Source organism: Allopseudospirillum japonicum, assembly GCF_900108915.1.
GTDB classification, from domain to species: domain Bacteria; phylum Pseudomonadota; class Gammaproteobacteria; order Pseudomonadales; family Halomonadaceae; genus Pseudospirillum; species Pseudospirillum japonicum.
Genome location: NZ_FNYH01000010.1, coordinates 1 through 26,391 on the forward strand (window position 1 = coordinate 1; position 26,391 = coordinate 26,391).

Genomic DNA, 26,391 nt, shown 5'->3' on the forward strand with positions numbered 1-26,391 from the left:
CGCCGGCTGAGCAAGAAAAAGCTCGGCTCGGCCAACCGCGCCAAGGCCCGACAGAAGGTGGCGAAACTTCACGCCAAAATCTCCGATTGCCGGCAGGACAACTTGCACAAGCTGTCCCGCAGATTGATTAACGAGAACCAAGTGATCTGCGTCGAATCCCTGAAAGTGAAAAACATGATCCGTAACCCGAAATTGAGCAAGGCCATTGCTGACGCTGGCTGGGGCGAGTTCGTGCGCCAGTTGGCGTACAAGGCGGAATGGGCAGGGCGCTCACTGGTCGCCATTGACCCGTGGTTCCCCAGCTCCAAACGCTGTTCGGGTTGCGGACATACCTTATCGTCGCTGCCGTTGTCGGTCAGGCAATGGCGCTGCCCGGAATGTGGCGCAGACCATGACCGCGACATTAACGCCGCGACCAACATTAAAGCCGCCGGGCTGGCGGTGTTAGCCCTTGGAGAGAATGTAAGTGGCATGGGGTCAGTCCCCGTGTCCTGTTCTCGATGAATTGGGAATCCCCTTCCTTTAGGGAGGGGAGGATGTCAATTTAACTGGATTGCGTCTTATATCAGAGCGTGAAGTATTCTAACGCTGTATTAAGATGTATTAAGAGGCCGTAGCAGCCTAGCTAGGTGAGTGAAACGAACGATTTCGAGCGCCTTGCTATGGAAATTAAGTGCCACGCAAGGCCCAAAAGATAGAGGACAGGCACGGGGAGGACGTCAAGCTAAATACTCGTCCTTTAACTTCACATAATTGGCTGCACTGTATTTAAAAAAGGCGCGCTCGCTATCTTTTAACACTCGGATTGCTTTGGCAGGATTGCCTGCATACACATGGCCAGATTCTAAATGTCGTTTGGGTGGTACCACAGCACCTGCGGCAATAATGACCTCATCTTCCACCACGACGCCATCCATAATAATGGCGCCCATCCCAACTAGGATCCGGTTCCCGAGCGTGCAGCCATGCAAAATCGCTTTGTGGCCTACGGTGACATCTTCCCCCAAGGTTAAAGGCCAGCCACCTGGGTTAAAGTCGCTGGCATGGGTAATATGCAACACGCTACCATCTTGCACACTGGTACGGGCACCAATACGGATCTGGTGCATATCACCACGGATCACCGCTTGCGGCCACACGGAAACATCCTCTCCTAAGACAACATCGCCGATCACGCTCGCTTGTGGATCAATAAACACCCGTGGGCCACAAACAGGGGTGTGCCCGCGAAAAGTACGTAAATGATGTGACATGATGGCTCCTCACAGCAGATTAAAAAAGATTAAGGTATCATACTCGACCTAATCCAAAACTAGGAGTATCAACATATGCAACGTATTGCCATTTTAGGCGCAGGTGGCCGCATGGGCCGCACCTTGATTCAAGCGGTTCATGATGATCCTGAAGTCACCTTGGGGGCAGGGATTGTTGAGGCAGATTCTTCTTTAGTGGGGGTTGATCTTGGCGAGTTAGCAGGCGTCGGTAAATTAGGCATTAAAGCAGTAGCCAGTATCGAGGACGTTTGGGATGCCTTTGATGTTTTGATTGATTTTACTTCCCCCACTAGTACCTTGGCGACTTTGGCTTTGTGTGCATCAAAAGGCAAACAAGTGGTGATTGGTACCACGGGCCTGACAGAAACCCAAAAAGCTGAGCTGGCTACCTATGCCCAACAAACCAGCGTGATGTTTGCGCCGAATATGAGTGTCGGGGTGAACTTATGCTTGAAGTTGTTACAAGTTGCCGCACAAGTGCTAAATACTGGGTATGACATTGAGGTACTAGAAGCTCATCATAAACATAAGGTGGATGCACCTTCCGGTACTGCCTTACGTATGGGTGAGGTGGTTGCTGAGACCTTAGGCCGAGATTTAAAAACCTGTGCTGTGTATGGTCGCGAAGGCCAAACGGGAGCACGTCCTGAACAAGAAATCGGTTTTGCTACCTTGCGTATGGGAGATGTGGTCGGCGATCACACAGTGACTTTTGCCACTGAGGGTGAGCGTGTTGAAATCACGCACAAAGCGTCCAGCCGGATGACCTTTGCTAAAGGTGCTGTACGTGCCGCTAAATGGCTGGCAGCGCATCCCACCGGCTTATTTGATATGCAAGATGTGCTGGATTTAAAATAATCTTTTGGGTGTGCTCTTGCTAGGGGCTATACCCTAGCAAGCTTAACTGTTCAGTGGTTGTAACCAGCCTTGCTCAGGGGCATAGTTCGCAATCCATGTGGGCAATTCCTGCGCTGGCATAGGCTTTGCTATTCCGTACCCTTGCCCTAATTCACAACCCAAGCGGATCAAATGCTGGCCGTGTTCCATACTTTCGACCCCTTCAGCAATCACTTGGCGGCCAAAGGTGCGGCTTAACCCGATCACGCCTTCGATAATAGCCATATCTTCCGGATCTTTAAGCATATCGCGTACAAAGGACTGATCAATTTTAAGGACATCTGCCGGTAAACGTTTAAGATATGTTAATGAAGAATAGCCTGTACCAAAATCATCCAAGGCAAAGGTGACCCCAAGCTTGCGGCATTGATCGATGACATCAGAAACATACTGAATATCTGCTAGGGCGGAAGTTTCTACGATTTCTAGCTCCACCTGTTGCGGACACACATCTGGATAACATTTCAATAAACGGGCCAGATGCTCGCAAAACCCCCTTTGCTGCAGATGACGCCCCGCAATATTAATACTAATGGTGAGCTGTAAGCCTTGTTGACGCCAAATATGCAGTTGGCGAATCGCTTCTTCTAAAATCCACTCGCCTAGGCTGACCGACAGCGGGTGTTCCTCAATCAAGGGTAAAAACTCGCCTGGACTGACCAGACCACGTTGTGGGTCTTGCCAACGTACCAAGGCTTCTGCGCCAATCACACGTCCTTCACGCATGTTGACCTTGGGTTGGTAATACAGACAAAATTCGTAATTCTCAATCGCTTGAGCGATACGGTTTAAGGCTTCTTGATGCGCGTGGACTTTGCGATCTTGTTCAGGGTCAAACAAATGGTAGCCGTTGCGGCCTGCTTGTTTGGCTTGATACATGGCTTGGTCAGCGTGTCTTAAGAGGGTATCTGCATCGGCATCATCATCAGGAAAAATGGTAAGCCCTATGCTGGCGGTGACATAAGCGAGCTCCCCGTTATGCAATAAATAAGGCTGAGAGATAATTGCCAGTAAACGTTCTAAGGCTTGTTCACAATCGTGCAGATGTTCTAAATCACACAGTAAAAGCACAAACTCATCGCCTCCCAAACGCGCGACCGTATCACTGCCGCGCATATGGTTTTTTAAACGCCGTGCCACTTCTACCAATAAGTAATCACCGGCTTCATGGCCGTAAGTATCATTGACGGGTTTAAAACCATCTAAATCCATATAACACACGGCCATTTGGGTTTGGGTGCGCCGTGTTTGTGCCAAGGCTCGTTGCAAACGATCGGCAAGCAGGACACGATTGGGCAAATCGGTTAACGCATCATAATGCGCAAGCTGCTCTAAATGCTGTTGGTGCTGTTTGAGTTGGGTGATATCAGAAAAAATCCCCACATAGTGGTTAATGCTTTGATCACTCCCATACACCACAGAAATTGTGAGTAATTCTGCGTACACTTCGCCGTTTTTGCGTCGATTCCAAATTTCTCCACGCCAGAAGCCTTCCTCGTGCAGGGTTTGCCACATATGACGATAAAAGAGCGGGTTTTGATGGCCTGATTTTAAAAAGCTTGGATCACGCCCTAAGATTTCGTTACGGCTATACCCTGTGATTTCACAAAAGGTCGGGTTGACATCAATCACACGGTTTTGGTGATCTGTGATTAAAATCCCCTCATGTGCATGAGTAAACACACTGGCAGCAAGGCGCAAACGTTCGTCCGCTTCTTGGCGCTCGCTAATATCACGACAGATACAATACACCAAGGTTTCCCCTTCCCAGTGCACACTATTTGCACTGATTTCTACTGCGTATGTGCTGCCATCTTTGCGTTTGTGTTGGCTTTCAAAAGTCCGGCTATTGCGTCTTAACCCTTCAATAAAAGCGCGTACTTGGGATTGATCTGCCCCATATTGCCAATCGGCGGCATTCATTTGGCTAAGTTCTGCTAAAGAATAACCCAGCATATAAGCAAAGCTGGGGTTAGCCTCGACCACCTTGCCTTCTAAATCCAAAATCACAATGCCATCGCGCGAGGTATTAATCAGGGTTTTATTACGAAAGACCTCACGCGCCAACGCGGTTTCCATGGCTTTGCGTTCGCTAATATCTGTGGAAATCCCTGCGATCCCAGTGACTTGTCCTTTATTATCGAATAGAGGGTATTTAATGGATAAAAAGGTTTTGCCTGTTTGGGCATTGGCTGTAGAGAAATACTCTTCAAACACCAAGGGGCGTTTTAATGCTAAAACTTGCAAATCATTGCGCCAATGCTGGGCGGCTTGCGTATATTCTAAAAAGTGCTCTCGGCTACAACCGAGCCAGTCTTTTGGTTGCTTATTGGTGCTTAGTAAATCCAGTAACGGCGGATTAGCAAAAAGTAAACGCCCTTCTGTATCAAAGGCATACATAAACGCAGGGCTTTGTTGAACCAAGCGCTCAATGTAAGCTGTCTGTGCTTGCGGCTGCGGACTGGCTCCCAGATCTGTCATCAAGGTAATAAAACCTTGCTGGTGCCAAGGCAGCACACTAATGCGTAATTTTTTTTGCTGAGGCGCATACCAAGCCTCGAACTGTTTCGGCGTTTGCGTCTGCACCACTTGCGCATAAGCCTTCAAAAAAGGCGCTTGTTGAACCTGATACACTTGGGTGGCGGTTTGCTGGCAAATGCGCTCGCTGGAAGAAGCAAGTAAACGTGCAAATGCAGGATTAAGGTGGACAAAACGATAATCACAAGGCTGATTGTTCGCATCGAACACCAACTGCTGAAACGCTAACGCTTCTGGGATCTGCTCAAATAAGTGTGCGTAATCGCATGGCTCTGGAGGACAAGCACAAGACGGCATCCTAGCCGATAAGACGTCTTGACCAAGTTGAGAAGAAGGGGCCTGATCCATAGGATAATCCATAATTACTAGGGCTTGATATGCTGACAAGAAAGAAAAGCAACAGGTATGCGTTGCAAAAAGTAAGCGCTGTTAGCGGCTATAACGATAAATATCATCGGCGACCTGATCTAAGGCACTGCTAAAAAGTTGTAGAATATTTTCTTCAAATTCTTGCACGTTTAAGCCGTATTGCACTGGATATTGAATTTCAAGGCGCAGGCTATCACGCTGATACATGTAAGCCTTGGGTTGGCGTTTATCACGATTCCAGCGGTTACAATAGTGGAGCAAATCATTATAGTGATTTTCTTTGGTGCTAAAGCTAGCTACTAAAGCGAGATTCCAAATTTGCTGATTATCTAAGCGATCAAAAATAATATAAGCGCGATATTGTATCCCATTTTCGACTAACACAAGGTCTAAATCTTGATCTTGGCTGACCTCATAGCGAATCCCTAGCCGGTCTAACAGCTGCCTGATCGCTTTATCTGGCGCGATGGCGTTGGTTTGCGTTGCGTCTGTTGGTGCCACTTGCTGGCTTAATGCACCATAAGATACTACGGCGTTTGCCTCACTGGTGTGAGGCAAGGTGAACATCAAACCAGCAAGCACACAAGCATACTGGGGATATTTGATTAACTGAGGCATTGTGTTAACTCCATGTGAAAAGCACTAGGTGTTCAGCGGCTGTTGTAGCCATAACTTCAATCCTTGCAGCGCACAAAGGACCGCACAACGGCGTATCTGATCACGATCCCCAACGAAATGTAAACGACGACTGACCAGCGCATATGGATTGGTACCCCAAGCAAAATCCACAGTACCTACCGGCTTATTAGCACTGCCGCCTCCAGGGCCTGCAACCCCACTAATGGCTACACCCAGATCTGCTTGTGCGTGTTGTAAAGCCCCTTGCACCATGGTTTCTACCACAGGCGCACTTACAGCACCGAGCTGATCTAAATAGACTTGAGGTACGTTTAAGGCTTGATGTTTAGCGCGATTGGCATAAGTGACCCAAGTGAGGTCCAGACAAGCCGAACTACCAGCAATTGCGGTTAAGCTTTGCGCTACCCAGCCACCAGTACAAGATTCTGCACAAGTTAAGTGCAGATAGTGTGCGCAGGCTTGCGTGATGACCTGGTACGCTGTGTCATAAATCAAAGCATCTGCAATCGGGCGCTGAAAGTCTTGCGTGCTCAAGTGTACATCCAATGCACAGGCAAAAGATTGCTGTGTATACTGAAAGTAAGACATTAAAACTTCCTAATATGAAATCTCTTGCACCTAAGATACGCCACGGCGCGAACTTTTTTGTGTTTTAAGATCTTTTTTGTGCTTGAAAGTCTCACTCAGACAGTGAGGATTTTTGCTATCATAAGCCTCGGTAAATACCTTATCTACAGCTTATATAGAGGCTTTCTGATCATGCTAGAGTTGCGTGGAGCGCCCGCCTTATCGGCTTTCCGTACCCAAAAACTACTCTCCACTTTACAGGCAATTTGCCCCCAAGTAACCCAAGTGTATGCTGAGTTTATGCACTTTGTGGATTTAGAATCCAGCCTGAGTGAAGATCAATTAACGCGTCTACAGCAGCTCTTGCACTATGGGCCCCACAATGAAAGCGCCGCTTTACAAGGCCAGTTATTCCTTGTCGTACCGCGTCTTGGCACCCAATCGCCTTGGTCTTCCAAAGCGACAGAAATTGCCCAAAACTGTGATCTCACCTCTGTGTTACGTATTGAGCGTGGTACCGCTTTTTATGTGCAAGCCAGTATCCAGCTCAATGACCAAACATACCAAGCCATCAGTGCGGCCCTGCATGATCGCATGACGCAAACTGTGCTAACCAGCACAGCCCAAGCAGCAAGTTTATTTCGTCATGAAGCGCCGCGGCCTCTTACCCAAGTCGACATTTTACAAGGTGGGCGCGCCGCTTTAGTCGCGGCAAATCAACATTTAGGACTTGCGCTTGCTGAAGATGAGATTGACTACCTGTATACAAGTTTCCAAGATTTGGGGCGTAATCCCAATGATATCGAATTAATGATGTTTGCGCAGGCCAACTCTGAGCACTGCCGCCACAAAATCTTTAATGCTACTTGGAGCTTGGATGGGGAAGTACAAAGCCATTCCCTATTTGGCATGATTCGCAACACGCACCAGCAGCATCCAGAGAAAGTCCTTTCTGCATATAAAGATAATGCTGCAGTGATTGAAGGCCATGTTGGCGCACGTTTTTATCCTGATCCACGCACGCACCAATATCAAGCGACGGAAGAAAAAGTCCATATTTTGATGAAGGTGGAAACCCATAATCACCCAACGGCCATTTCGCCTTTTTCTGGTGCTTCCACAGGGCACGGTGGCGAAATTCGTGATGAAGGTGCCACCGGACGTGGTTCTAAACCCAAAGCTGGTCTCACCGGTTTTAGTGTCTCCAATCTGCGTATTCCAGATTATATCCAACCTTGGGAACAAGAAGATTATGGCAAGCCGGAACGTATCGTTTCCGCTCTGGATATTATGTTGGAAGCCCCTTTAGGGGGTGCGGCCTTTAATAATGAGTTTGGACGCCCGAATCTCAACGGTTATTTTCGTACTTTTGAGGAGTATGCACTGGGTGCCGCTGGGATGGAGCGTCGTGGTTATCACAAACCTATTATGCTGGCCGGTGGTTTGGGTAATATTCGTGAACAACATATTGAAAAGCACGAGATTCCCGTTGGTGCGCACCTGATTGTTATGGGTGGGCCAGCGATGTTAATCGGTCTGGGTGGTGGTGCGGCCTCATCGATGGCAACTGGGGCATCAAGCGAAGATTTGGATTTTGCCTCGGTACAGCGTGAAAACCCAGAAATTGAGCGCCGCGTACAAGAAGTGATTGATGCTTGTTGGGCTTTAGATGATCACAACCCGATTTTATTTATCCATGATGTCGGTGCCGGTGGTTTATCCAATGCCTTGCCTGAGTTAGTGAAAGATGGTGGCCGTGGCGGTAAATTTGCCTTAAGACAAGTTCCCAATGCGGAACCTGGCATGAGCCCGCTAGAAATTTGGTGTAACGAAGCGCAAGAGCGCTATGTGCTGGCAGTGGCGCCTCAAGATTTAGCGACTTTCGATGCCTTATGTCAACGCGAGCGTTGCCCTTATGCTGTGGTTGGCGAAGCAACCCAAGCGCATCATTTAAGCGTGCATGATGCGCACTTCAACACGCACCCGGTGGATTTACCTATGAGTGTGCTGTTTGGAAAGCCACCAAAAATGCACCGTGAGTTTACCCGCCAAACGATCCAACAGGTGGATTTAGATCTGTCCCAAGTGGATTTGACCGAGGCGCTTGCGCGTGTCCTTCAGCATCCTAGTGTTGCCAGTAAAAGCTTCTTGATCACTATTGGTGATCGCAGTATTACCGGCATGGTCGCTCGTGATCAAATGGTTGGCCCTTGGCAAGTTCCAGTGGCAGATTGCGCTGTCACTACGACTACAGTGAGCGCACGTACAGGGGAAGCAATGGCGATGGGCGAGCGTACGCCGGTGGCCTTGATCCATCCAGCAGCATCTGGCCGTCTCGCGATTGCAGAAACCCTAACGAACTTATGGGCTGCGGATATCGAGGCCATCAGTGATATTAAGCTATCTGCTAACTGGATGTCCGCGGCGAATCATCCTGGAGAAAACCAAGCTTTATATGACACCGTGTATGCGGTAGGTATGGAGCTTGCACCCGAATTAGGCATTGCGATTCCTGTAGGTAAGGATTCGATGTCGATGCGTACCCAGTGGCAGCAAGCAGACACGCAAAAATCTGTGACCTCTCCTTTATCTTTAGTGATTTCTGGATTTGCTCCCGTCACAGATGCTGCGCAAACTTGGACGCCACAATTACAGCAAGATCAGGATTCTGTGCTGGTTTTGGTGGATCTAGGTCGTGGCCAAGCACGCTTAGGGGCTTCGATTCTCGCACAGGTCTATAACCAAATTGGTGCGCAGGCACCCGATTTAGATCAAGCAGAGGATTTAAAAGCTTTGTTTAAAGTATTGCGCACCTTACGTCAGCAAGGCAAGGTGCAGGCTTATCATGATCGCAGTGATGGCGGTTTGTGGGCCTGTGTTGCTGAGATGGCATTTGCTGGCCATGTTGGTGTCGATATTGATTTAAGTACTTGGGCAGCTACCCCAGATCAAGCCTTGGCGGCCTTGTTTAATGAAGAAATCGGGGTGGTGATTCAGATCAAGCAAGCCGATTTAGCAGCGACCCTCACGTGTTTGGCAGATGCTGGCTTGGCAGCTTGCTCAGGGGTGATTGCCACGCTGAATACAGATCAACACTTACGTGTACGTTATCAAAATCAGATATTAAGCCAAGATACACGTGTGGCTTATCAGCAATTATGGAGCCAAACGAGTTACCGTTTACAAGCCCTGCGTGATAATCCTGTGTGTGCTGAGCAAGAGTTCAATCGCTTGCAAGATGAGCAAGACCCAGGTTTGCATGCCCAGCTCAGTTTTGATGTTGCCGAAGATATTGCCGCGCCTTTTATTGCCACTGGGGTCCGTCCCAAAATGGCCATTTTGCGCGAGCAAGGGGTGAACGGCCAATTGGAAATGGCTGCCGCTTTTGATCAAGCCGGTTTCGATAGTTTTGATGTGCATATGAGCGATTTGCTCGCCGGTCGTGTTTCTTTAGCCGATTTCAAAGGCTTGGTGGCTTGCGGTGGTTTCTCTTATGGTGACGTTTTGGGGGCTGGCGGCGGCTGGGCAAAATCTGTGCTTTTCCATACACAAGTGCGTGACGAGTTTGCGGCCTTCTTTGCGCGTACAGATACCTTTAGTTTAGGGGTGTGTAATGGCTGCCAAATGCTGTCGCAGTTGAAAGACTTGATTCCTGGTGCGGAGTTCTGGCCACGTTTTGTCCGTAATTTATCCGAACAATTCGAAGCCCGAGTGGCTATGGTAGAGGTACAAAACTCACCCTCGGTTTTATTACAGGGAATGGCAGGGTCACGTATGCCGATTGCGGTGGCGCATGGTGAGGGACGCGCTGAATTTACGGATCCGCAGCATCTGCAAGCGGCACAAGACTCTGGCTGTGTTGCCTTGCGTTATGTTGATCATTATGGCCAAGTGACCCAGGCATATCCTGCTAACCCGAATGGCTCACCTGCAGGGATTACTGGCCTAAGCAGTCGTGATGGTCGGGTGACTTTGATGATGCCACACCCTGAACGTGTCTATCGCACCATCACTCAATCCTATTGCCCACCTGAATGGCGTGCACATACCTATGGTGCTTGGATGCGTTTATTCCGCAACGCACGCGTTTGGGTCGACTAGACTGATGAGCAAAAGACGTTGGGTTGTTTAGCAGCAACCCAGCATCTTACAAGGATGCCTGTGCCCAAATTGGGCACAGGTTGATGTGGTTTTTGCTAAGATAAAATAAGGCGTTAGCAAATCAGTTGTTATTTCAATTAACAGACATTGAAAATGCTTTTTTATTTGCTGCTGGGATCAAGGTGAGCAAGCCTTTTTTTATCAAAGACACCCTAGCGTGTTTAAGTCACAAAGATATACAGGTTGCAACCGAGCTTGGCTTGTAAAACACTGGTTAAAACGCTAGCTTAAATTTTTTAAGGCCCAACAGGAGTTTGGATCATGCCTACTATCAATTTTGATAATGCGCTGGGGATTCATCCTCAAGCGGTTCAAGTCCGCAGTCAGCGTGCCGAAATACTAGCTAATAATATTGCCAATGCAGACACGCCTGGGTTTAAAGCCCGTGATTTAGATTTTCAAGGGATGCTTAAAGGGGAATATGATAAGCGCCAACGTATGGAATTAGCCCGTACCAATGCGTCCCATATTCCTGCAGCAGTAGAAACGCATGATTCTGCGTTGAAATTCCGCATCCCAAATCAACCTGCAGTCGATGGTAATACGGTAGAAGCCGATATTGAGCAGGGTAAATTCGCACAGAATTCACTGCAATATCAATCAAGCTTTACTTTCCTTAATAGTAAATTCAAGGGGCTCTCACGCGCTTTGAAGTCAGAATAAGCCCGAGGTAATGGAGCATGTCACTAGATAAGGTTTTTAATATCGCAGGGAGTGGTATGAATGCGCAAACTCTGCGCTTAAATACCACCGCAAGTAACCTCGCGAATGCTCAGAGTGTCAGCTCAAGCATTGATGAAACTTATCGTGCTCGTAAACCTGTATTCGCACCTATTTTAGAGCGTTACAAACAGCCTGCATTAACCGATGAACAAGGCTTTGAAAATCCGGTCACCAGTTTTAACCCAGAACATGTCGCAGGTGAAGGGGTGCAAGTGCTGGGGATCGTGGAAAGTGATGCGCCTTTGCAAGCACGATTTGAACCTAACCACCCTATGGCCAATGACGATGGTTATGTGTATTACCCTAATGTCAATGTGGTTGAGGAAATGACAGATATGATTTCTGCGTCTCGGTCTTATCAAACCAACGTAGAAGTTGCCAATACGGCGAAACAAATGATGATGAAAATCCTCACCTTAGGCCAATAATGCCCACTGATTTTAGGGAGTGACCTGCATGAGTATAGGTACAGATAATACAGCCGGTGATGCCATGTCTCGCCTTGCCATTGGCCAAAGGGTCGATGCATCTAAAGGGGATAAAACCCGTAACGAGATGGGCAAAAATGAGTTCTTGGAACTTATGATCGCGCAAATGGAAAACCAAGATCCTTTGCAACCTCAAGGGAATACAGAATTTATTGCCCAGTTAGCACAGTTTAGTTCTCTTGAGGGGATGCAAAACCTCAACGAAACTGTGAACCAGTTTGGCGATATGATGCGCGCCAGTCAGGTCGTACAGGCATCCACCATGATAGGTCGAGATGTCCAAGTCCAAGGGGATACAGCTTACTTTACCGCGCAAAAGCCGGTTGCAGGCACCATAGAACTACCTTCTAGTACGAGCAACTTATTAATGAAGGTGTACAACCAAGCCGGTGAACTGGTTGATTCCAGCTCCCTAGGAAGCCATGAAGCGGGCGATGTTCCTTTTAACTGGGTTGGCGTTGATGAAACCGGCGAAGAATTAATGCCAGCAGGTTTTTACCGTTTTGAGGTGACCGCTGAACAAGACGGTGAACAAACCGCGCTCACCACCTATCTTGGCGCTCAAGTCGGCAGTGTGACTATGGGTTCTGGAGCGAATGCAAACGATATTATGCTGAATGTGGTCGGCCTTGATGAGCCTGTCGCCTTGTCCAGCGTGAAAGCAATTAACTAATTGGCTGACTTGCCTAAAAGACTGAACAGGATTAACGCTTATGTCGACCTTTAATATAGGTGTCACTGGCTTAAAAGCTTCTACCACGAACTTAAATGCGATTGGTAATAACGTTGCCAACTCAAGCACGGTAGGCTTTAAGAAATCACGTGCTGAGTTTGCGGATATTTATGCTAACTCAGGTGTTTCCAGTAGTGGCGCAAAAACCGGAAGCGGTGTATTGGTCTCCAGCGTGACACAAATGTTTGCCCAAGGCGATCTAGATGTCACAGGTAATGACTTGGATTTGTCGATTGATGGTAACGGCTTTTTTATCATCAACAATAATGGCGAAACCATGTACACGCGTGCGGGGATGTTTGGCTTAGATCGTGATGGTTTTATCGTCAATAGTTCAGGCGCGCGCTTACAAGGCTATGAAATGCAAAATGGCCAGTTTGCTGGTGGTGCGCTGACAGATTTGCAAATTCAAACCAAAAGTATCCAGCCGAAAGAAACAAGTGAAATTGACTTGGCGGTTAACTTGGATTCGCGCTCTTTACCACCAGAAGGTTATCCACTGAATCCAGAAGATCCAGATACTTACACCCGTGCAACACCCGCAACCATTTATGATAGTTTGGGTAACCCCCACACTTTAATGCAGTATTTTTCTAAACAGCCGCCTTATTTGCCACAACTTGGTGAGCCAAGCTATCGCTTAACCAGCTTAATTAGCTTATTACGCAACGAATCTTACCTAGATACGATTGCCGATGATGATACCAACGATGGCTTTGCCAATGCCACCGGTGCGGCAGAAATTGACTTTAATAAAGATGGTGTTTTCAGTGCGGGCGATGGTGAATTTGCCTTGGTAGCCGTACCCTCTGCAAGTACAGGCGCGACTTTGCCGCAACTCTCTGCCGGTAAATTCTTCCTTGCAAGTACAGATGTTAACAATGGTTTTATTTCGCCTGCAGGTTATAACCCAGATTCCGATTTGATGGCCCGTGCTCGGGTGGAAAACATTAAAACCCTCAAAGGCGTGTTGGAGGGGTATTTGGATGATGAAGGTTTAGAATTTAAACAAAAAGAACTGTATCAAAGTGCCATTGACGTCATTGATGAGATGGTACCGACTTTGGATGTGGCTTCCGAGTTGGATGATAAGGTGTATGCATCTATCCTCACCAACATTGAGTTGGCACTTGGTGATACAGCCACTGTGTATGCCAATATCTACCAGCTACAAAATAGTGTCACTAGTGCGTACGAGTCTTTTCTGAAAAATGAAACCTCCACGGTCGACCCACTGACAGGTGTGACCGCTTCTGCGGCTTCGACCCCTATCAGCCAGCAAGATTTGGCATCCAATTTACAAGATTTCTTACTCTCAGTAGTGGGTGCGCTCATTAATGGGGACACAGAAGTGACCTATAAGGGAGCTTCCACAGCTAACCCAGTCAATGCCGCAATTCAAGGTTCTGCTGCTGATAAAATTAATCTTGCCCAGTTATTGGGGGTTTCTGAAGATGCCATCAAAGAAGCCAAAACCAATACGGATCTCAAGCGTAGTTATCAGCTTGCGTATGATGCGATTAACAATGCACCTATGAGCGAGCCTGCCGGCAGTGATCCTATTTTAGACTTCCGGAATGTCTACCAAGCCTTGACCACACCGAACTCAGATAATATTTGGGAGGTCTCCCTTGAGGTCGATGGTGCGCCAGTGTACAACACCAATTCTTTTGGTGCCGATGGTGAGCCTTTGCTGACATATCGTATTAAGTTCGACGAATTTGGCCAACTTTCTGATAATTCACAAAACCCGATTGTATTTAATAACTGGGAGCCTTTCGATTCCCAAACCAATCCAACTGGGGCGGATAAGCCTGTTAGTGTGTCCATTAATCTTGATGGTTCGACCCAGTATGGTGCTTCCTTTGCAGTGAACTCGCTCACCCAAGACGGTTATACTTCTGGGCGTTTGGCTGGCTTGCAAGTGGATTTAGATGGTAATGTGCAGGCGCGTTATACCAATGGCCAAGTGGCCGATGTGGCGAAAGTCGCGGTTGCTACCTTTGATAATCCACAAGGCTTAGACCCAGTCGGCGGCACCAATTGGCGTCAGACCCTAGATTCTGGACAACCCACGGTTAACGAAGCCCGTACAGGTACAGCAGGTGCGATTAAAGGGGGTACTTTGGAATCCTCCAACGTGGACCTTTCCGAAGAGTTAGTCAAAATGATTTTGGCACAGCGTGATTTCCAAGCGAACTCGAAAACCATTCAGACCGCTGATACCCTGTCACAAACCATTATTAACCTACGTTAAGCCTTGGCTGCCTACCCTCGCTGAGGGTGGGCCTCTTTCTTTATAGGTGATGTGATGGATAAAGGTTTATATATTGCCATGTCCGGTGCCAAGCAAAATATGCTGGCACAAGCGGCACGCGCAAATAACTTAGCTAATGTGAATACCACAGGCTTTAAAGCCGACTATGAGCAAGCCCGTGCTCAGCCGGTTTTTGGTGAGCATTTCCCAACGCGTGCGTATGCACAAACCGAACGCCCTGCGACAGATTTACGCAGTGGTACCTTGATTGAAACCGGCCGCGCCTTGGATCTTGCGATTAAAGAGCAGGGGTGGTTGGCCGTCGAAGATAATAACGGCGAGGAAGCTTATACGCGTTTAGGGGAGCTTGCCATTGATGCTGAAGGGATCTTGCGTACCTCAACCGGTCGTCCTGTACTCGGGGAAGGTGGCCCAATTACCGTACCTCCTGCAGAACAACTGACGATAGGTATGGATGGCACCATTAGTATCCGTCCGCTGGGGGCCGTCGGTGCAGAACTGGCCGTGATTGATCGTATTAAGTTGGTGAATCCAGAAGCCGAAGGCCAAGCGCTCGATAAAGGGCTAGATGGTTTATTTCGTTTGCGTGATGGTGGACAAGCGGCTTTAGATCCTAATGTACAAGTGGTTTCTGGGTTTGTTGAGGCCAGTAATGTCAGTGCAGCCGATGAACTCATTAACATTTTGTCTTTGCAACGTCAGTATGAAATGCAAACCAAAATGATGAAAACCTTTGAGGAAAATGCCGGCGCTAGTGCGACTATTATGCGTATGGGCTAAATCAAATACCCTGATACTTTTCCTCCTTTTTAAGGAAGCTTGCTTTGTCTATGCCGATTCAACGCTTGATTCAACAGGCTGAACACTTTTTGAATCAGCATGAGTATGTCGCTGCCGAACAAATTTACCTGAGTGTTTTAGAGCTGGATCCTCAGCAAATCCAAGCCTTGCTGGGGATGAGTTTGCTTTCTTTACAATGTGCCCAGCTCAAACATGCACAAAAATTTGTGCAGCAGGCGCAGCAAATCCTTGAACAACAAGCGTCTTCAACCGAGACGCAAGTAGCTCTTGCTTGGGTACGTTTGCAACAATTGCGTATTTGGCAAGCCCAACAAGCGCATCAGAAGGTTATCGACAAAGCCCTCGCTTGGGATGCACAGGATGTCAATTTTTTGTGCTTAGCTGCGCAAAGTGCGCGCATGCTAGGTGCTTGGTCACAAGCGCGAAGTTATCTTGAACAAGCACAAAATCAATTACCTGAACATCCTTTACTGCAAACAGAAGCCTATACCCTTGCCTATTGGCAACCTGCGACAAAAGACACGCAACACCAAGCTGCTCAAGATTTATTGACCTTGGTGCGTCAGCAAAGTCAATGGACTCCCTTGTTAATCCAAGCCAGCGCTGCTGTGATCGAGTTAGAACTGCCGCAGGCCTTAGAGGTTTTGCCTCCTTTACTTGGGCGTTTACATCAACTTGATCCCCAGCATCACGAATTTTTAGCCCTGTACGCAGGCTTTCAATATCTGCAAGGTAAAACTGCAGAAGCAGAAATCTATTGTCAGCGGGCTTTGGATATTTGTGCAATTAATCCTTGGGCCTACTTAGTGCGCGCTCGTGTGTATGCACAACAACATAGATACAGGGATGCCAACGCCGCTTGGGCGAAACTTTTAACTTGGCAGCCAGGACGTTTTGAGGAAGCTTGGCAAGATGCGCAAATACGTTATATTCAACGCCGAGATGCGAAAGATGCCTTCCAACGTGTATTAAAGATTCAACCACTTGATCCAAGTGCAGGGCGATATTATGCTTTACAGGCTTTTATGCTTGCGGAAGAAGGTCAATATGCGGCTGGGGCTAAAGTGGTGCAGGGCGCTTTGCAATGGGTCACCCAAGATCAAGCAGAATTACATGCCTTATGTGCGGTTTTAGTTCTCCAACCTTGGTTGGATGCCTTGCGTGAGGGGCAAAAACTCAAGCTGACTAAAACACAAAAACGTTTATATCAAAGCTATCGTACTGGCACACCGCCCTCCTCTTGGCTTGCGCTAAATGAGTATTTACAAGTTTTGGATGCAGCCTCTGAGCAAAAATGGCCACTGGCTTATCAGAAAATGCAGGCGGTCTTGGCGGCGTATCCCCGTTTAGCTTTATATCGCAAAGTCTTTGCGTATTTGGCGCAACGTACCGAACGCACCCAAGAATGTATTAAGATTTTGGAAGCCTTGTTGGAGGATTTCCCCAAAGATGTCGGTACGCGCCAGCAGCTGATGCGTTTATATGCCCATCAAGGGGATGATGCGCGTGTTTATCAGCATGAACGCGCTTTGGTTGAGTTTGTTCCCGAATATTTACAAGAAGCGATTCAAGCCCGTTTAGATCGAGAACCTGAGAACCCACGCCATCTGCATGATATGGCGGTATTGTTAGCAGAACAGCCGCAAAAGCGGGCCAAGAGTTTGCCTTGGTTTACCGCCTACTTGGCAAAAAAACCGCAAGCAATCAACACGCATCTTAAATATGCGGGTGTGTTAAGGGATTTAGAAGATTTTCCGGCAGCGTTACAAGTGTACGAGGAAATTGCCCAGTATGCCCCAGAACATCCAGAACTTTGGTTAGGGCGCGCACGTGTTTATCTTGCAGATAACCAATACGCGCAAGCGCAAGCCTGTGCCGATCAGGCTTATCAACTGCGTGCAGATGAAACCAGTTTGACCGCCTTAGCGCATATTTATCAAGAAATTGGTGTTTCTGCTGAGCGGGTTTTAAGTTTGCATGATGAAGTAGTCCAATTACGTCCGGATGCGAGCGTGGCGCGTTGGAATCGTGCCTTGGCGCGTTTACAATATGCGCAGGATTACCCCAGCCTACAACAAGCCATGCAAGAATATGATCATGGTTTTGCTGCAAAAACCCGTAAACCTTGGCGTCAATTTAAAATCCCACAGTGGCAAGGGGAATCGCTAGCAGGTAAAACCTTATTGTTATGGCGTGAGCAGGGCGTTGGTGATGAAATTCAGGCTTCGCGTTATTACGCGAAAGTCATTGCCCAAATAGAGGCTGAAGGCGGCCATTTAATTCTAGAATGTACAGATCGTTTATTGCCCTTGTTCAGAGCCAGTTTTGCCAGTGCACGCGTGCGCATCCAACCAGAACGTCCCAATGATGACCAGACCCGCACTGATTTGGATTACCACTTTCCAGTGTGTTCTCTGATTGGTTTAGTCACCCAAGCCAGTGATTTTACCTATCCACCGCAAGTACAAGCGCATTATCGTTTTCCTGAGAAATGGATGCATAAGTGGCAAACAAGAATCGCAGCTTTAGGGTCTGGGTTAAAAATTGGTTTGTGTTGGCGTAGCGGGATGCGTAATGCACAACGTAATAAGCATTACGCCACTTTGGAGGCGTTAGCGCCTTTAATGCAGCTGCCTGGGGTCACTTGGGTGAATCTCACCTATAGTGATTATCAGCAAGACTTGGTCGAGATCAAACAAAATTATGGGGTTGATTTGCATACTTGGGAAGATTTAGATCTTAAAAATGATTTTGCACAAGTGGCCTGTATGACCAGCCAGCTTGATTTAGTGATTAGTGCGGCTTCTGCACCTGCGCCCTTAAGTGCCGCTTCAGGGACACCAGTTTGGTGTTTTGCATTCGGTGCACAAACGCCTAACACACCGCCTTATTATCGGATGCAGGGCTATCCTATCCTGTATTGGTGTCGCCATTATTCAGAAACTTACCAGCACATTTTCCAACGTATGGCAGATCAACTACAAAAGACGAAGATTAATTTTTTGCCATAAAGGCCGATATTGGCTAATAGTTTGGGGCTTTTTAGCAGAAACCGCGTAAACCCTCGCCCAATCGGGCGGGGATATCAGCGGATGACTGCGAAGCAGGCATGGGTTGTTGTTCATGGAAAAGACAGGCATTATTTACAGTATGATCAAAGCCACAAAAGTACGCATCTACCCCACACCCGAGCAGGCAGATTTTTTAAACCGCCAGTTCGGTGCTGTGCGCTTTGCGTATAACAAGGCTTTGCATATCATCAGCTCACAATACAAACGCCATGGCCTAAAACTCAAAGCCAAGCAAGACCTTAAGCCGCTGCTCGCGGTGGCGAAAAAGTCCCGCAAGTATCACTGGCTCAAGGATTTTGATTCGATCGCACTTCAGCAAGCGTGCATCAACCTCGATAAAGCCTTCCAGAACTTTTTTGACCCCAAGCGCCCCGCCCGTTATCCCAAGTTCAAGCGCAAACATGGTAAGCAATCCAGCTATCACTGCACGAGTGTCAGCATGGGTGAAAACTGGATCAAGGTGCCGAAGATGGAACCCATTAAGGCGAGGATTCATCGCAAGGTGGAGGGCAAGCTGAAAAGCATCACCCTATCCCGAACTGTGACCGGCAAATACTATGCCTCGCTGCTGATTGATAATGGCCTAGACACACCTGCGCCCATGCAAACGCTTGATAGCGTATTGGGCCTTGATATGGGGCTGACACATCTGGTCATCGACTCAGACGGCAACAAAATAGAGAATCCACGCTTTTTGAAAAAAGCCAGTGCCAATCTGCGCCGTAAGCAAAAAGCCTTATCACGCTGCCAGAAAGGCAGCAAGGGCCGTGCGCAAGCGCGTCTTCAACTTGCCAAGGCGTATGAGCGTCTGAAAAACGCCCGTGCTGACTTTCAGCACAAGCTGTCTCGAACGATTGTTGACGAAAACCAAGCGGTGATTGTTGAGACACTAAAAGTAAAAAACCTGCTGAAAAACCGGACGCTGGCAAAGTATATTGCCGATGCCGGCTGGTTCAGTCTGGTTCAGAAGCTGGAGTACAAGGCCAAAGAACAAGGCAAACATCTGGTTAAAATCGACCAGTGGTTTGCCAGCTCCAAGACCTGCGCCTGCTGTGGGCACAAGGTAGACACTCTACCCTTGTCAGTACGCTACTGGACATGCCCAGCTTGTACAGTAGCGCTTGACCGCGACATCAACGCCGCGATCAATATCCGCCAGCAGGGTATTATTAAACTAAGGGCCGAAGGACTGTCGGTTCCTGCCAATGGAGGCTTGCGTCAATCCGGTCACGCGCCGGTTGCGGCCTGAGAAGTTGGAAGCCTCGCCTGTTAGGGCGGGGAGCAGTTACTCACCTGTAGTTACAGCGCCTTGCTAGGCGTTCGTGCTGAAATTAGTTACCATGCAGTGAGAGTTGCCTAACGCTCGTTGCGCAAGAGGATACGATTATGCATGCCGCACTTTGGGTCAGTAAAACAGGTTTAAGTGCACAAGACACTAAACTCACGACGATTTCTAATAACCTTGCTAACGTCAGCACTGTGGGTTTCAAACGTGACCGTGCTGTGTTCCAAGATCTTTTGTATCAAAAACAGCGTCAACCCGGTGGCCAGTCTTCTGAAAATACCCAACTGCCTTCTGGTTTACAATTAGGCACAGGGGTGCGTACTGTTGCCACCCAAAAAGTGTTTACCACAGGGAGTTTGCAAGTCACAGAACAACCGCTTGATATTGCGGTCAATGGACGTGGTTTTTTCCAAATCCAAATGCCAGATGGCACCCTAGCCTATACTCGTGATGGTCAATTCCAAGTCAATTCTGAAGGCCAGGTGGTCACCTCTAATGGCTTTTTAATGGAACCGAATATTGCCGTTCCTCCTGATGCAGATTCCATTACGATTAGCCGCGATGGCCTCGTAAATATTACCGTGCCTGGTGATCCTAACCCACAGCAGATTGGCCAAATTACCGTCGCTGACTTTATCAACCCTGCAGGTTTAGAGTCTGCAGGTAATAACCTTTTCCTTGAAACAGCCGCCAGTGGTGCGCCTATTGTCGGGATTGGGGGTCAGGATGGCATAGGAACCTTGGAACAGGGGATGTTAGAAAACTCTAACGTGAGCGCGGTTGAAGAATTGGTCAATATGATTACCACCCAAAGGGCTTATGAAATGAACTCTAAAGTGGTGTCAACAGCGGATCAGATGCTGCAAAACCTGACCCAAACCCTTTAAGTTTAATGGAGAAATTCGGGATGCTGCCTAGATCGATACCTTTATCTTCGCTTGTTTCCACCCTAGGTATGCTATGGCTGCTTGTCGGCTGTAGCCAAGATCCGGTAGCACAGCCCGATGATCCAACTTATGCACCTGTGCAACCGGCACAAATGCAGCCACCGCCCAGTGCGGATGGTTCTTTGTACCAACAAAGTTTTAGTAATCCCTTGTTTGGTGATCGCAAAGCCTACCGTATTGGGGATGTGATTACTATCCAGCTGACAGAACGTACCCGCTCTAGCAAATCCGCGACTACAGAGATCAGCAAAGAAGCCAGTGTTAACCTAGGTAACCCTACACTTTTTGGGAAAGAGCGTTTAGATTTAGCCGTGGGTATTGATGGCGCACGTGATTTCAGCGGAGATGCATCAAGTGATCAAAGCAATAGTCTGACAGGTAATATCACAGTCACCGTACATCAGGTGTATCCAAACGGTAATTTATTTGTGCGCGGTGAAAAATGGCTTACTTTAAATCAAGGTTCAGAATTTATTCGTGTTTCTGGCATTATCCGTCCTGAAGATATTTCCCCTGCAAATACCATTCCTTCAACTAAGTTAGCCGATGCCCGTCTAACCTATAGTGGGAGTGGCGATCTTGCTGAATCAAATCGCCAAGGCTGGTTGACCAAATTCTTTAATAGCGAATGGTGGCCATTTTAGTGGTACTTTAGTGGTACAAAGAGGGCGAAAACAGATGCAGCAAATGGGTAAGTTTTTATCTTGGGGATTGGTTGGCATTCTAAGTTTTATAACTGTGCCTTTCAGTTATGCAGAACGCCTTAAAGATATTGCCAGTGTGCAGGGAATCCGCTCTAACCAACTGATAGGTTATGGTCTGGTTGTAGGACTGAATGGCACTGGGGATAAGGCCCCTTTTACCAATCAAACTTTCACTAATATGATGAATCAGTTTGGGATTACTTTACCCCCAGGGGTGGATCCCAAGTCTAAAAATGTGGCTGCGGTCACCGTGAGTGCCGAGCTTCCTGCGTTTGCTAAGCCTGGGCAAACGCTGGATATCACTGTCGCTTCAATTGGTAATGCTTCGAGCTTGCGTGGTGGCACTTTATTAATGACCCCATTAAGAGGTGCAGATAATAACGTCTATGCCGTAGCGCAAGGGCATGTCATTTCTAGCGGTTTTGGTGGCGGTGGTGCGGATGGTACTAATGTGACTGTTGGTGTTCCCAGTGTGGCCCGTATTCCAAATGGTGCAAGTGTTGAGCGCACAGTGCCTAGCGGCTTTCATCAAGGGGATACGCTGACCTTTAATTTACATACCCCAGATTTTACTACTGCCAAACGGGTGGCTGAGCGGGTCAATGAATTATTAGGCGATGGTGTAGCACAGGCTTTAGATGCAGTTTCTGTGCGGGTACGCGCCCCTAGAGACCCGAATCAAAGGGTCAGCTTTATGTCGATTCTTGAAAATCTTGATGTCGAGATGGCAGAAGTGGCGGCTAAAGTCGTGATTAACTCGCGGACAGGGACCATTGTCATTGGTAAAAATGTTACGGTTTCCCCTGCAGCGGTCACGCATGGTTCTTTAACTGTCAGTATTACTGAAAATTACCGCCCAGCAGCGGGTGCCGGATTTAATAATGGTGAGACTCAAGTCCAAGGTGGCTTGCCAAAATCGGATGTGGCGATTCAGCAACAAAATGGCCAAATGTTTAAATTTGCCCCTGGGGTGACCTTGGATGAGATTGTCCGTGCTGTCAATCAAGTGGGTGCCCCCCCAACAGATTTAATGGCGATTTTAGAGGCACTTAAGCAAGCAGGGGCGCTTAAGGCTGACTTGATTGTGATTTAACAGCGAGCATTCATCATGGCAATTGGCAAAGATTTTTCACAAGCAAGGGTTTATTCAGACATGCAAGGGCTGGATAAATTACGGCGTGCAGCTCGTGAAGATAGCCCAGAAGCTTTGCAAGAAGTGGCCCGCCAGTTTGAAGCCATGTTTGTGCAGTTGTTATTAAAAAATGCGCGGACTTCTAATGAGTTCCTCACTAAGGATACTTATCTGGATAGCCATCAGCTGCGTTTTTATCAGGGTATGTACGATGAGCAGATGAGTTTGGAAATCGCTGGCCAAGGCTTAGGGCTCGCCGACGCTTTGGTACGTCAGCTAGGTCAGCAGCTGGATGTTAAAACAGAAAAAACTGACACAGACCAAGGGTTTCGTACCAGTATTCAAGAGATGCTCGCGCGTGGTTCTCAAACTCCCGCGGTGAAGTATGCCTTACGGCAAGCGCAACAACCCCAAGTCCCTCCAGAACCTTTATTAGATTTGCAACAAGCCGCTATTGCGACAGGGGTTTGGCGCCCTGAATCCACACCAGAAAAACGCCATCTACCGGCAACAACATCTGCGCAAAGCCAAGCTGCAAGCCGCCCGCCCTTGCAAGCGGCCGCTATAGATAAGCAAGCACGTTTTGATTCTCCTGATGAGTTTGTACAACATCTTTACCCCATAGCAGAGCAAGAAGCCCAGAAGTTAGGGGTAGATCCCAGAGTGATTTTGGCACAAGCCGCGCTAGAAACAGGTTGGGGTCGCTATATGATTAGCCACCCAGATGGTAGCAATAGTTTTAATTTGTTTGGTATCAAAGCCGATCAACGTTGGTCCGGCGATCAGGCGGTGGTTTCCACCTTGGAATACCGTTCTGGCGTTGCCCAACGTGAGCGGGCGGCTTTCCGTTCTTACCAATCGTATGCGCAAAGCTTGGCGGATTATGTTGGCTTTTTACAGCGCAATCCGCGTTATCAACAGGCCTTGCAAGTGGCAGAAGACCCCAAAGCTTTTACCCAAGGTTTACAGCAAGCTGGGTATGCCACAGATCCTAGTTATGCACAGAAAATCCTGCGGATTATGCATAGCCCGGTCATGCGTAATGCCTTAGCTAACTTATCAACTGCCAGCAACCAAGGTTAGCGACGTTTTTGCTGAAAAAACGCCTTTAATAAACGTCGTGCAGGCGCAGCTAAAATACCACCTGTGACTTGCATCTGTGGATGGTACCAGGGCTGTGCAGGCAAGTTGCATACAGATTCAATGACCCCTGTTCTCGGCTCGCTCGCACCATAGTATAAATGGCTAATACGTGCATTGATCATCCCGCCTGTGCACAAGGTGCAAGGTTCCAAAGTAACGTATAAATGACAGCCACTCAGGCGGTAATTGCCTAGCGTGCGTCCCGCATCGCGCAGGGCCTGAATCTCTGCATGGGCACAAGGGTCTGAGGTTTGAATCACTTGGTTGTAACCACGCCCGATAATCTCTCCTTGTGCATCGACCACCACAGCACCCACAGGGACTTCTTGCTCAGCAAAAGCTTGTTGGGCAAGCTCTAGTGCGCGGTGCATATAAAATTCAGGTTTACGCATACCTTTCCTTTTGGGTCTTTTAACTTACAGTGCGCCAAATTTGGTGAGGCGCACAAGACATAGTACACTGGGAAAAATACAGCACCATAAAAAATGGTGGGCGCAGGGAGATCAAGATTGAAAAAATTAACCCGTTTGGCCATGTTGCCTTCTTTGGCTTGGGCCATGTGTTTATCCGTTGGCACGGCGGCCGCCGATGATGCCGCGATTGGATTGATTAAGCAAAAATTAGGTGCTTTGCAACAGCAAATGCCTGTTGAAAGCATTCAGGCCAGTGAGCAAGTCAAAGGCTTGTACGAAGTCCGCCTGAGCACAGGTGAGACATTTTTTGCCACACCGAATGGGCGCTATCTTGTCGTTGGTGACTTATATGAAGTGGCCGAGCAGGGTGTGTTAAACCTGAGTGAACAGGCACGCGATCAAGCACGGATTCAAGCGGTACAAGCGATTGATCCTAGTACGCAAATTCTTTTTTCTCCTAGTGCACCTGTAAAAGCGAGTGTTTATGTCTTCACGGATGTAGATTGTCCGTATTGTCAAAAACTACATCAAGAGGTGCCCAAACTGACGGCAGCCGGCGTCGAAGTCCGTTATTTGGCGTTCCCACGGACAGGCCCGCAAAGTGCGACCTATCAAAAAATGCAGCAAGTATGGTGCGCTCAAGATAAAGCCCAAGCACTCACGCAAGTCAAACAGGGCCAAAGCCTAGAAACACCGCCCTGTGATAGTCAGGCATTACCAACACAATATGCGCTTGGACAAAGTGTTGGGGTGCGAGGTACGCCAAGTATTGTCTTGCCCGATGGACGCATGATTCCCGGTTATGTACAAGCAGAGCAGTTAATCACGGCTTTGGGCTTGTCTTTAGAAACAGCGAACTAATGCCCCCGCATTTCCTTTTATTTTTTGCAGCAACTCAAAGAGGATACCCAGCTTGAAACCCGTTAAAGTAGGCATTTGTGGTCTAGGTACTGTTGGTGGCGGTACCTTTAATGTATTAGAACGTAATGCAAGTGAAATCGCGCGTCGTGCCGGGCGTCCTATTATTGTGGAACAAATTGCAACCCGTCGCGACAACCCCAGCTGTGATACACATCAGGTTGCCTGTACCCAAGATATTTTTGAAGTTGTTAACAACCCTGAAATTGATATTGTGGTGGAGCTAATCGGTGGCTATGACACAGCTTACGAGCTGGTGATGCAGGCGATTCGCCAAGGTAAGCATGTGGTAACAGCGAATAAAGCCCTGATCGCTGTCTATGGCAACGAGATTTTTAAAGCCGCAGAAGAAGCAGGCGTCATTGTTGCTTTTGAAGCGGCTGTTGCTGGTGGGATTCCCATTATCAAATCCATTCGTGAAGGCCTGACTGCCAACCAAATTAATTGGGTCGCCGGTATTATCAATGGGACGGGTAATTATATCCTAACGAACATGCGCGATCATAAGCGTGATTTCACCGAAGTCTTAGCTGAGGCACAAGCTTTAGGTTACGCAGAGGCTGATCCGACGTTTGATGTCGAAGGGATAGACGCCGCACATAAACTTACCATTTTGGCCTCAATCGCTTTTGGGATCCCGCTACAATTTGATAAAGCCTACACAGAAGGCATTGCGCGTTTGCTGCCTATGGATATTGAGCAAGCCGATGTTTTAGGCTATGTCATCAAACACTTAGGTATCACCAAGCGTACTGAACAAGGCTTAGAGTTACGGGTTCACCCAACCTTAATTCCTAAAGAGCGTTTATTGGCCAATGTGCATGGGGTCAAAAATGCGGTCATGGTTTACGGGGATGCGGTCGGGCCAACCCTTTATTATGGTGCAGGTGCAGGTGCAGAGCCGACAGCTTCCGCTGTGGTTGCCGATATTATTGATGTCGCGCGCGAAATGGCCACAGATCAAAATAACCGAGTTCCTTATCTAGCCTTTAGCGAAGTTGCGCAGGCAAAAGATATGCCTGTGCTGCCAATGGAAGCCATAGAAACCGCGTACTATTTGCGTTTACATGCAGTGGATCGCCCCGGCGTGTTGGCACGCGTTGCCACCATCTTAAGTGATCAAGGGATTAGTATTGAAGCTCTGATTCAAAAAGAAGCGACCGAAGGCGAGTTAGTGCCTATTATTTTGATGACTCATAAAACGCGTGAAGCCAGCATGAACGAAGCCATCCGCCAGCTTGAAGCCTTGGTGGATGTTGCGGGTGATGTGGTGCGTATTCGTGTAGAAAATCTCGACGAACAATAAGCAA

Annotated in this window: 21 protein-coding genes; 16 read left to right on the top strand and 5 right to left on the bottom strand. The window is 48.0% G+C overall.

What is annotated here, in order from left to right; all coding sequences use genetic code 11:
• Positions 1-504, top strand: a 504-nt coding sequence (locus tag BMX05_RS09535) for an RNA-guided endonuclease TnpB family protein (protein ID WP_143051958.1), incomplete at its 5' end; no start/stop codon positions are given.
• Between the two features lie 215 nt (positions 505-719).
• On the opposite strand, the gene BMX05_RS09540 is transcribed toward BMX05_RS09535, so the two are convergent.
• On the bottom strand, positions 720-1,253 hold the full coding sequence (locus BMX05_RS09540) for a gamma carbonic anhydrase family protein (RefSeq protein WP_093310913.1): 534 nt from the start codon (positions 1,251-1,253) through the stop codon (positions 720-722).
• A gap of 75 nt (positions 1,254-1,328) precedes the next feature.
• Between BMX05_RS09540 and dapB the strand changes: the two genes are divergently transcribed.
• Positions 1,329-2,132, top strand: a complete 804-nt coding sequence (gene dapB, locus BMX05_RS09545; protein ID WP_093310916.1) for a 4-hydroxy-tetrahydrodipicolinate reductase — start codon at positions 1,329-1,331, stop codon at positions 2,130-2,132.
• 42 nt (positions 2,133-2,174) lie between these two features.
• Here the strand turns inward: dapB and BMX05_RS09550 are convergent, their stop codons facing one another.
• The 3 genes from BMX05_RS09550 to BMX05_RS09560 form a co-directional block, all read right to left on the bottom strand.
• A complete protein-coding gene (locus BMX05_RS09550) occupies positions 2,175-5,057 on the bottom strand; it encodes a bifunctional diguanylate cyclase/phosphodiesterase (RefSeq protein ID WP_177166866.1) in 2,883 nt (960 codons plus the stop codon).
• Positions 5,058-5,138: 81 nt separating this feature from the next.
• Positions 5,139-5,696, bottom strand: coding sequence for a type III secretion system chaperone family protein (locus BMX05_RS09555; RefSeq protein ID WP_093310928.1), 558 nt, complete (start codon positions 5,694-5,696; stop codon positions 5,139-5,141).
• A 24-nt stretch (positions 5,697-5,720) separates the two neighbouring features.
• Positions 5,721-6,305, bottom strand: coding sequence for a CinA family protein (locus BMX05_RS09560; protein WP_093310931.1), 585 nt, complete (start codon positions 6,303-6,305; stop codon positions 5,721-5,723).
• A 171-nt stretch (positions 6,306-6,476) separates the two neighbouring features.
• On the opposite strand from BMX05_RS09560, the gene purL reads away from it, so the two are divergent.
• From purL to flgJ, 12 genes are all read left to right on the top strand, one after another.
• On the top strand, positions 6,477-10,385 hold the full coding sequence (purL, locus tag BMX05_RS09565) for a phosphoribosylformylglycinamidine synthase (RefSeq protein ID WP_093310934.1): 3,909 nt from the start codon (positions 6,477-6,479) through the stop codon (positions 10,383-10,385).
• 321 nt (positions 10,386-10,706) lie between these two features.
• Positions 10,707-11,108, top strand: coding sequence for a flagellar basal body rod protein FlgB (flgB, locus tag BMX05_RS09570; RefSeq protein WP_093310940.1), 402 nt, complete (start codon positions 10,707-10,709; stop codon positions 11,106-11,108).
• Positions 11,109-11,125: 17 nt separating this feature from the next.
• Positions 11,126-11,596 (top strand): flagellar basal body rod protein FlgC, encoded by a 471-nt coding sequence (gene flgC / locus BMX05_RS09575; protein ID WP_093310943.1) that lies wholly within the window; start codon positions 11,126-11,128, stop codon positions 11,594-11,596.
• A gap of 28 nt (positions 11,597-11,624) precedes the next feature.
• Positions 11,625-12,329: a flagellar hook assembly protein FlgD gene (locus BMX05_RS09580; RefSeq protein WP_093310947.1), complete on the top strand. Its 705-nt coding sequence runs from the start codon at positions 11,625-11,627 to the stop codon at positions 12,327-12,329.
• A gap of 40 nt (positions 12,330-12,369) precedes the next feature.
• Positions 12,370-14,646 (top strand): flagellar hook-basal body complex protein, encoded by a 2,277-nt coding sequence (locus BMX05_RS09585; RefSeq protein WP_093310950.1) that lies wholly within the window; start codon positions 12,370-12,372, stop codon positions 14,644-14,646.
• Between the two features lie 54 nt (positions 14,647-14,700).
• Positions 14,701-15,447, top strand: coding sequence for a flagellar basal-body rod protein FlgF (flgF, locus tag BMX05_RS09590; RefSeq protein ID WP_093310952.1), 747 nt, complete (start codon positions 14,701-14,703; stop codon positions 15,445-15,447).
• Between the two features lie 50 nt (positions 15,448-15,497).
• Positions 15,498-18,479: a tetratricopeptide repeat protein gene (locus tag BMX05_RS09595; RefSeq protein WP_093310953.1), complete on the top strand. Its 2,982-nt coding sequence runs from the start codon at positions 15,498-15,500 to the stop codon at positions 18,477-18,479.
• 112 nt (positions 18,480-18,591) lie between these two features.
• Positions 18,592-19,788 carry an RNA-guided endonuclease InsQ/TnpB family protein gene (locus tag BMX05_RS09600; protein ID WP_245710662.1) on the top strand — a complete coding sequence of 399 codons (1,197 nt, stop codon included), beginning with the start codon at positions 18,592-18,594 and terminating at the stop codon, positions 19,786-19,788.
• 137 nt (positions 19,789-19,925) lie between these two features.
• Positions 19,926-20,711 (top strand): flagellar basal-body rod protein FlgG, encoded by a 786-nt coding sequence (gene flgG / locus BMX05_RS09605; RefSeq protein ID WP_093310956.1) that lies wholly within the window; start codon positions 19,926-19,928, stop codon positions 20,709-20,711.
• 20 nt (positions 20,712-20,731) lie between these two features.
• Positions 20,732-21,415, top strand: a complete 684-nt coding sequence (flgH, locus tag BMX05_RS09610) for a flagellar basal body L-ring protein FlgH (protein ID WP_093310958.1) — start codon at positions 20,732-20,734, stop codon at positions 21,413-21,415.
• Positions 21,416-21,458: 43 nt separating this feature from the next.
• Complete coding sequence (locus tag BMX05_RS09615; protein WP_093311268.1) at positions 21,459-22,568, top strand: flagellar basal body P-ring protein FlgI; 1,110 nt, start codon at positions 21,459-21,461, stop codon at positions 22,566-22,568.
• 15 nt (positions 22,569-22,583) lie between these two features.
• A complete protein-coding gene (flgJ, locus tag BMX05_RS09620) occupies positions 22,584-23,690 on the top strand; it encodes a flagellar assembly peptidoglycan hydrolase FlgJ (protein WP_093310961.1) in 1,107 nt (368 codons plus the stop codon).
• On the opposite strand, the gene tadA is transcribed toward flgJ, so the two are convergent.
• Entirely contained in the window at positions 23,687-24,142 is a 456-nt protein-coding gene (tadA, locus tag BMX05_RS09625; protein ID WP_093310962.1) for a tRNA adenosine(34) deaminase TadA, read from the bottom strand. The genes flgJ and tadA overlap by 4 nt on opposite strands.
• A 117-nt stretch (positions 24,143-24,259) precedes the next feature.
• Between tadA and BMX05_RS09630 the strand changes: the two genes are divergently transcribed.
• Together BMX05_RS09630 and BMX05_RS09635 are read left to right on the top strand one after the other, a co-directional pair.
• Positions 24,260-25,024, top strand: a complete 765-nt coding sequence (locus tag BMX05_RS09630) for a DsbC family protein (RefSeq protein WP_177166867.1) — start codon at positions 24,260-24,262, stop codon at positions 25,022-25,024.
• A 52-nt stretch (positions 25,025-25,076) separates the two neighbouring features.
• Positions 25,077-26,387, top strand: coding sequence for a homoserine dehydrogenase (locus BMX05_RS09635; RefSeq protein ID WP_093310967.1), 1,311 nt, complete (start codon positions 25,077-25,079; stop codon positions 26,385-26,387).
• Positions 26,388-26,391 lie beyond the last annotated feature (4 nt).